At 32.5% G+C, this 7,788-nt stretch carries 8 protein-coding genes and 1 tRNA gene; 5 read left to right on the forward strand and 4 right to left on the reverse strand.

Features of this window, described 5'->3' with window-relative positions:
- Window positions 1-2 precede the first annotated feature (2 nt).
- Window positions 3-76 (reverse strand) — tRNA-Ile (locus tag QZ659_RS19510).
- A gap of 401 nt (window positions 77-477) precedes the next feature.
- On the opposite strand from QZ659_RS19510, the gene QZ659_RS19515 reads away from it, so the two are divergent.
- Together QZ659_RS19515 and QZ659_RS19520 are read left to right on the forward strand one after the other, a co-directional pair.
- Window positions 478-894: a response regulator gene (locus QZ659_RS19515; RefSeq protein ID WP_291728583.1), complete on the forward strand. Its 417-nt coding sequence runs from the start codon at window positions 478-480 to the stop codon at window positions 892-894.
- A gap of 116 nt (window positions 895-1,010) precedes the next feature.
- Window positions 1,011-1,625, forward strand: coding sequence for a GNAT family N-acetyltransferase (locus tag QZ659_RS19520; RefSeq protein WP_291728585.1), 615 nt, complete (start codon window positions 1,011-1,013; stop codon window positions 1,623-1,625).
- 79 nt (window positions 1,626-1,704) lie between these two features.
- Here the strand turns inward: QZ659_RS19520 and QZ659_RS19525 are convergent, their stop codons facing one another.
- On the reverse strand, window positions 1,705-3,075 hold the full coding sequence (locus QZ659_RS19525) for a tetratricopeptide repeat protein (RefSeq protein ID WP_291728587.1): 1,371 nt from the start codon (window positions 3,073-3,075) through the stop codon (window positions 1,705-1,707).
- Between the two features lie 665 nt (window positions 3,076-3,740).
- On the opposite strand from QZ659_RS19525, the gene QZ659_RS19530 reads away from it, so the two are divergent.
- The 3 genes from QZ659_RS19530 to QZ659_RS19540 all read left to right on the forward strand — a co-directional run bounded on the left by QZ659_RS19530 (window position 3,741) and on the right by QZ659_RS19540 (window position 6,339).
- Window positions 3,741-4,874 (forward strand): murein hydrolase activator EnvC family protein, encoded by a 1,134-nt coding sequence (locus QZ659_RS19530; RefSeq protein ID WP_291728588.1) that lies wholly within the window; start codon window positions 3,741-3,743, stop codon window positions 4,872-4,874.
- A 127-nt stretch (window positions 4,875-5,001) separates the two neighbouring features.
- Window positions 5,002-5,943, forward strand: coding sequence for a DUF368 domain-containing protein (locus QZ659_RS19535; protein WP_291728589.1), 942 nt, complete (start codon window positions 5,002-5,004; stop codon window positions 5,941-5,943).
- An 18-nt stretch (window positions 5,944-5,961) separates the two neighbouring features.
- On the forward strand, window positions 5,962-6,339 hold the full coding sequence (locus QZ659_RS19540) for a hypothetical protein (RefSeq protein ID WP_291728591.1): 378 nt from the start codon (window positions 5,962-5,964) through the stop codon (window positions 6,337-6,339).
- A gap of 79 nt (window positions 6,340-6,418) precedes the next feature.
- On the opposite strand, the gene QZ659_RS19545 is transcribed toward QZ659_RS19540, so the two are convergent.
- Both QZ659_RS19545 and QZ659_RS19550 read right to left on the reverse strand, forming a co-directional pair.
- Window positions 6,419-7,057 (reverse strand): hypothetical protein, encoded by a 639-nt coding sequence (locus QZ659_RS19545; protein ID WP_291728593.1) that lies wholly within the window; start codon window positions 7,055-7,057, stop codon window positions 6,419-6,421.
- Between the two features lie 116 nt (window positions 7,058-7,173).
- On the reverse strand, window positions 7,174-7,788 hold a 615-nt coding region (locus tag QZ659_RS19550), incomplete at its 5' end, for a hypothetical protein (protein WP_291728595.1).

Below are 7,788 nucleotides of genomic sequence, written 5' to 3' on the forward strand. Positions count from 1 at the left end.
TGTGGGTCCACCAGGACTCGAACCTGGGACCACCTGATTATGAGTCAGGTGCTCTAACCAACTGAGCTATAGACCCAATCTCTTTATGAGAGAGAAACCTTTGTTTGAAAGGGAATGCAAATCTAAGAAAGAATTTGTATATCTACAAGTAAAACAAATGAAAAAGAGTTCAAAATTTTCTTTTTATTTAGAGAAAAATCAATTAAACCTTGATTTACAATATGTTAATATCTAATCTAAATGCTCATCATAAAAGATTATTTTTTTCTTTGAATAAATTTATATAGATTGTATCATAAATATTTGTGCTTTTCGTTTTTGTCAGTAAAGCTCAATCAAACGTAAAATCTATTAGACATAAGTTTGTTAGATAAATTCATTTTTAAAATATCACTTGAGCAAACTGTTAGATGATTCCCCTTATAGTTTTGTTCATTCAATTACTTTAGCATTTTAACCAGAATTAAATTTATTCGTATGGCAGATAAAAAATTTTATGCAGTAATGCTGATTGACGATAACGAAATCGACAATCTTATCAATCAGAAAATGATTCAGACCGCTGAGATTTGTGATAAAATCTATACACACTCAGGTGCAAAAAGTGCTATCGAATTTTTGCGTAACGTGGAGAAAATTGCACAAGATATGCCTGACAATAAAGTACTCCCACAAGTTATTTTTTTAGATATTGATATGCCTTTAATGGATGGTTTTCAATTTTTAGACCAGTTCAATACACTTTCAGAATTTACACAAAACTATTGCAAAATTGTAATGCTTACTTCTTCTATCAATCCAAAAGATATGAGTAAGGCAAAAAATTATAATTTTGTACGTAAATATATCAATAAGCCTTTGACCCACGAAACTCTAAGAGAGTTAGAGGTTTAGATTAATAAGCAAATGATAAAATAAATATAGAGCTGTTCTTTTAGATACTTTTAAGCTATCTAAAAGAACAGTTTTTGTATATATTGCATGTAAAACAAGTAATTCCAAATCTATTTATGCACATACAGTTATTCACAGGTGATGCAATACAACCATATATCAGAAACCTAGCAGCACTAAGAATGGAAGTATTTAGAGAATATCCATATCTATACGATGGAGACTTCGATTACGAGCAGGTGTATTTATATTCCTACATACACGCCAAGCATGCAGCAGTAGTGTTGGCTTTTGATGGTAGTGATGTAATAGGAGCTTCTACTTGTATAGCCTTAGATGAATCAGATACATTTATCCAATTTCCATTTTTAGCAAAAGGATATGATGTGAGTAAAGGTGTTTATTTTGAAGAATCTGTTCTTAGAAAAAAGTATAGAAAACAAGGAATAGGAGTTTGTTTTTTTGAGGAGAGAGAAAAGTGGGCAGCTACATACTTCAAGAAAAAAAATGTAGTAGAAGGAAGGTTTACTACATTTTGTGGAATTAACCGTCCTAAAGACCATCCTCTTCGTCCGAAAACTTACGCAAACTTAGAGGCATTTTGGAATCATAGAGGATACATAAAACAGCCCAATCTACAAACTCAAATTTCTTGGAAAGAAATAGATCAAGAAAAAGAAGAGTTTCACAACCTAACATTTTGGATAAAAAATTGGGAAGATAATATATAAAACATCAAAAAAACCTCTCCAAAATCAATTTTGAAGAGGTTTTATTTTATGGTTTAATATAACAATGTTGATTTATTTATTACTCACCACCATCTTCATCTTCACCCATATCTTCTAGCTTTTCATCTTTCAAGTCTTCTTCATTCTTCTTAAACTTCTCTAGCTCCTCATAAGCAGCATATTTATATGAGCCATACTTTGCACGAGTGAAAGCAGCAGCAGCTTGGTCAGATTGCTCTAAACCTTGATAAAACATACCTAAAGCAAAATTATATTGTGCTTTTGTTTCAGCGTCTATACCAGGAAACTGGAGCAAGTCTTCTAACGTCTTGATAGCATCTTGTGTAGCACCCATTTTGTGCTGTGAAATTGCCTTTATAAATACTACTGCATAATTTTTAGGCTGAGAAGCTAAACACTCATCTGCTGATTTGATAGCATCTTCATACTTACGAGACTCTAACTGAAGCTCTGCAAGGTCTGCAAATTTTTGAGAACGCTTTACAGCATTAGGTTCTGTTTGGATTGATGATAATTGGTGTTCGATAACAGCTGATTTATCTGTTGCAGAAGCAGCAATTTTTACTAACAAATCGTGAGCTTGAGGGAAGTCTTTACGCATCTCCAATGCTTTTTCTACCAACTCTTTACTTCTGTCCAAGTTATAGACTTTAAAATAAGAGAGAGCAATAGCATGATAGTATTGAGGCATTAATTTCGTAATGCGAGCCATGAATGGACCAAATTTAGCATTTTCGAATGCTTTTTCCTTCTCTTCGTACATTTTCAAATGGTGGTAGGCATATCCAAGTTCGAAATAGTAACGAGCAATTTCCTTCGGATTATCAGTAGCAAGCATTCCTGTTGCCTTTAACATAGCATCTTTTGCTTGTTCGTATTTGCCAACTGCATTGCTATATTTTGCTTCATAATAAAGAACATTCAAATCATCTGGAGCTAGTTTTTTGAGGTCTGCTACGTGCGCTCCTGCTTCTTCAAGTCTTTTTGTTCTATCTAAAATAAGAACAATATTAAGTTTGTAATCTGTCTTGCTTTTTGGTTCAGTAGAATATTTGAAAGCGTTCTGATAAGCAGCAATGGATTGGTCGTACTTTCCTGTAATTTTGTAAAGACGAGCCAAACGCTCATGAGCATCCACAAAATCGCTTTTTAGAGAAACTGTCTTCTCTAAAGATGCGATGGCAGGGTCAGCCTCACGAAGAACAAGATGACAAAGAGCCTTGTTATAATGATATTTGTAAACAGATGGGTCTTTCTGAACAGCAATATCAAACTGTTCGAGTGCAGTTTTCCATTGTCTTTGTTTACGAAAGTTTTCACCTTTTACAAAAGCATCTAGGGCATCTCCAGGTGCTTGACCTTTTACGTAGGTATTTGTAAAAAACAAACCTATCAAAAATATAGGTAATAATAGTAACTTGAATTTCATATCGAAACCGTTTTATGTAATGAAATAGAATAGGTAAGGTTATTAATCAAAAAATACACTTTTTGTACTCTCTAGCTATTAAACTTTAATTCTACATCAAAGATAAAGTAGAGAGAATTAATAAATTATTTTTAATGTGATTAAATTTCTTACCAATATAATAAAGGACTGTAAATTAGACAAATACATAACCTTTTATTTGTAAAATAATTTTATAGTTCAAAAATTAAGATAAGCTAAGATAGAAGTCTTTCCTAATCAGGTTTATTTTCATAAGTAATAAATGCAAACCATGTGCCATGTAAAAGCCTTACCTATTTTGAGGAATAACTTTTATATTTATAAACGACACAATTTTGTTTTTCTTGCACAGAGTTTGGATAAAATATTTTTTTTGAGGAACTCACAAATTATGCACAACAAAAAATTATTAACTTTACAGCAAAGTTACTAAAATTTTGTCAAAAAAGGCTTTGTCTTGTATTAAATCAAGTAATTATATAGCTTTTTTCTACTAAAATAGAAAAGTTTTAGGTTTATTATACAAAGCCATTTTTCGAAACAGATTTATCTCTCTATATGAATAAGTATCTTTAATATTACTGATGAATTTTTTCCGACTATTAGCCATATCATTTTTTTCTGGATTCCTTTTATTGGGAAGTATGAGTAAAACTTTCTCCCAACACAAGAAGGAACTTGAAAAAGAACGCTCTACTATTTTAAATCGTATTACAAATACCAATCGGATATTAAAGCGTACTCAAAAAGAGAAAAAAACGACTATGAGTTCGCTTTATGCAATAAATGGACAGATAAATCAGCGAAAACAGTTGGTTGGTGTGATAGGAAAAGAACTTCGCTTATTAGACGAATCTATCGGAGAAAATCAAGCTATTATAGCATCTTTAGAAAAAGATTTGGCAGAGTTAAAACATGAGTATGGGATTATGTTATACCTTGCCTATAAAAATAATAGCCGTTATGAAAAGTTATCTCTGCTTTTAGCCTCTAATTCTATTAATGAACTTTTGGCTCGCTTGCGTTATTTTCAAAAGTACAATTTACTTCGTAGAGAACAAATAAAGCAAATAGAGTACGTAAGAGAAAATTTACGTAAACGAACAGCACAACTTCAAGAAAACAAGGTAGAAAAACAAGAGCTTTTGAAAGTGCAGAAGAAGGAAGAACAAGAACTAGCCTCTTTAAGAGTCAAACAAAAACAAATTCTCCAAAATTTTAAAATTAAAGAGTCTAAATTGCAGGCTGACTTAAAGAAAGAGCGAAAGATATTAAAAGAGGTGGATAATCTTATCAGTAAAGCTATCAATAATTCAGAATTTTCGGCAAGTCTTTCAGCTAGTGAAAAAATGACTTCAACTTCATTTGCAAAATCTAAAGGAAGAATTGTTTGGCCTGTAAAAAATGGATTTATTTCGGCTCATTTTGGAGTTCAGCCTTACCTTCCAGAAGAGGAAGGAAAACCTGTTGTAAAGATAGAAAAATTGGGTATTGATATCCAAACTCAGCCTAACGAACCTGTACGCTCTGTATTTGCAGGAAAAGTTGTTGATGTAAGTGAGATAGCAGGACGTGGTTATTTAGTTATCATCCAACACGGAGATTATTTTACAGTGTATTCTCGTTTAAAGTCTGTCAAAATCAAAACAGGAGATAAGGTAAGTGCCAAACAACCTATTGGAGCAGCAGGAAATTATAAAGATGAGACCTACGAAATTGAATTTCAGATTTGGAGACACCAAGAAAAGCTCAATCCAGAGCAATGGCTACGTAAATAATTTTAGAAGGTAGAATAGAAATGCAAATTATTCTACCTTTGTTTTTTTTAATCAACTCACAACAACTAGATACACACAGTTACAGACAAAATTGGTTACTGATAACTGCTTACCAATAACTGAAAAAATGAAAAATTCTATCTTATTATATTTAAAAGGAGTAGCTATGGGAGCTGCCGATGTAGTTCCAGGGGTTTCTGGTGGAACGATAGCCTTCTTGTTGGGGATTTATGAACGTCTTTTAGAAGCGATTGGAAGTTTTTCCATTTCTACTTTAAGCCTTCTTTTAAAAGGAAAGATAATAGAGTTTGCTCAAAAAACAGATTTAATTTTTCTCATCACACTTTTTGCAGGCATTGTTACAAGTTTTATCAGTTTAGCCAAACTTTTCAAATATTTATTAGCAAATCATGAGATATTGACCATGTCATTTTTCTTTGGTCTCATTATCGCAACGATTTGGGTAGTAGGAAGGCGCATTAAAGAGTGGAATGTAATAGCTATTTTATGGTTTGTTTTAGGAGCGACGTCTGCTATTGGCATTTCATTTAGTGGTCAGATAGAAGGAAGTTCTAATCCTATTTATTTATTCTTTTGTGGTTTTATTGCTATTTGTAGTATGATTTTGCCTGGTATTTCGGGTTCTTTTGTACTTCTACTTTTAGGAAATTATGCTTTAGTAATTGGTGCAATTAGTGATTTGCCTTCGGCTGTTCTTAGTTTTGATGTAAGTGCTACGCTTGCTCTTCTTTGGATTATTGTTCCTTTTGCCTTGGGAGCAGTTACAGGACTTCTAACTTTTGCCAAGCTACTCTCTTGGCTTTTCGATAATTATGAAAATGCTCTTTTAGCTCTCCTTACAGGTTTTGTTTTGGGGTCGCTTTCTATCATTTATCCTTGGAAAAAGGTTGTCAAGAGTGAGATTATCCATGGAAAGGAAAAAGTCTTGGAAACAATGCGCTACATTCCAGAAATAGACACTCATTTTTTTATTGCTGTTGCTCTGATGGTTGTAGGGGCTGTTTTGGTGGCTTCTATTGAGTATTTTGGCAATAAGGAGTTGAGGTAAGGTTAATAATATTCAGAAATGAAAATCTATATAGAAAATGAAGCTTATTTTTTCAACCTTAAAACTAATGAGGGGGTAGAAAGACTGCTACATCAATTAGAATCTTTCTGTGGTGAACTTTGGATAGAAAAAAATGAAGAGGATAAACTTTGCATTTTACTAAATGAAACGAGAATTTACTTAATGTATTTAAAAGAAAATGAAAGCCTTGTTATATTTCAAGAAAGCAAAAAGCATAATCACCAAACAGAAGAGTTTACTTTGTCTAACGGGCAGCTAGATGAATACCATTTATACAATACTTTACAAAGGAATAAGTTAGAAAAAGTAATTAAGATATTTTGCACTCTGCCTTCATCAAATTTTATAGGACAGTATAAATTCACAGAAAGCTAATTTTTTTCCAAAAAATGATGGAGGTCTTTTGACTAGAAGACTTTAAACTTTGGCAGTAGTCGGCAGACTCTGAAAATAGTTATTCTTCAATAATGAAATCCTCAATCTTATCATCTACTTCGCCTTCGTGAAAGCTACGATACTCTTCTCTGTTTCCAAACCACTCTAAAACCTCTTCTCTATCCAAACGAGTTTTCTTTTCCGATAAATGACTGTTGTACGACGAGTAAGGATAAATTCTAAAATCGTATTCAAAACCGTGCTTTCTTGGGTTTTGGTGAATGTAAACTACCAAATTAGAAAAATAAGCATCGCTATTTACTTCAATTCGCTTAAAGGGTCTTTCAAAAAGAGTTCCTGTTCGTTTGGGACTACAAAAGTGATTAAAACCTTGTGTGTAGGCATTAAAAAAATGAGAAAACTGTCTGCTTGGCTCTACACTCTGGCTGACTTTTTTATTAACTTCTCCTTGTGAAAATTGAGGATATAAATCGCCATAAGTAGGTAAAATATCCTTTACTTTTACGAGTAAATGAAAATGATTTCCTAGTAAGCAATACGCATACGTATCCACCACACAAGAACAATGTTCATCGTAGAGTTTTAAAAAATGCCTATAATTTGCATCACTTTTAAAAATAGCCGTGCTGTTGATGCCTCTGTTGTAGATATGATAGGTTTTTCCTGCTTCTAAAGGTGGATAGTAGTTTTTAGGCATAGGTTTTTTCTTGTTTTTCCAACTATTGACAGCCTTCAAGAAGGTCTGTCAAAGTTATGAAATTAAACTTTGTCAGTAGTCTGCTAAAGCAAATTCTGACAATAGTTTGAATAAAGTTACTTCTTAATATTCTGAAACCGTCTAAATGCTTCGATATTCTTCATAACCTCTCCATTTAGAGAAATATATTTGAGTTTTTTATAATTCTCTTCATATCCATCAATTGAAAAAGATTTTTTGAATTTATAGGTAACTTTAAACTCACAATTACAAGCACAATGTGTTTTTCCATAAGAATGATAAATGAGATTCAATGTAGAATCATTAGCCAGTTCGAAATCTCCTAAAAATGAAAAACAACAATTATCGATAACTGACCAAGTAATATTTAGTGTAGAGTCGTTTTCGGAAATATCAAGCAGATTATTTTGTTTTCCTTCAGTTCTTGAATTGATACACTCTGTAACTTCTAGTTTTCCATTCCACAAGCCAACACCACGAGCTTTTAGTTGATTTCTTGTTTGTGGTAACATCATAGATTCAAAGAGCAGATGCAAATTCATTGTCTTTGCTCTGTACAGAGTGTCTGTGACTTTTTTATCTCCATTATCAGACATGATATCTGTATAGTGAATAGTTACTAAACGTTCTTCTGTATTTTTCGTCCCTTTTTCAGTTGTTTGTTCTTCGTTCTTTTTTACATTGGAAAGTGTAGTTATTTCTTGAGCAGA

Source organism: Bernardetia sp. (assembly GCF_020630935.1).
In the GTDB taxonomy this organism is placed as follows: domain Bacteria; phylum Bacteroidota; class Bacteroidia; order Cytophagales; family Bernardetiaceae; genus Bernardetia.

Excerpts from the sequence above, each read along its gene's own strand:
- QZ659_RS19545 (WP_291728593.1), bottom strand. The coding sequence starts at position 7,057 with ATGCCTAAAAACTACTATCCACCTTTAGAAGCAGGAAAAACCTATCAT.
- QZ659_RS19525 (WP_291728587.1), bottom strand. The coding sequence starts at position 3,075 with ATGAAATTCAAGTTACTATTATTACCTATATTTTTGATAGGTTTGTTT.
- QZ659_RS19535 (WP_291728589.1), top strand. The coding sequence starts at position 5,002 with ATGAAAAATTCTATCTTATTATATTTAAAAGGAGTAGCTATGGGAGCT.
- QZ659_RS19540 (WP_291728591.1), top strand. The coding sequence starts at position 5,962 with ATGAAAATCTATATAGAAAATGAAGCTTATTTTTTCAACCTTAAAACT.
- QZ659_RS19520 (WP_291728585.1), top strand. The coding sequence starts at position 1,011 with ATGCACATACAGTTATTCACAGGTGATGCAATACAACCATATATCAGA.
- QZ659_RS19515 (WP_291728583.1), top strand. The coding sequence starts at position 478 with ATGGCAGATAAAAAATTTTATGCAGTAATGCTGATTGACGATAACGAA.
- QZ659_RS19530 (WP_291728588.1), top strand. The coding sequence starts at position 3,741 with ATGAGTAAAACTTTCTCCCAACACAAGAAGGAACTTGAAAAAGAACGC.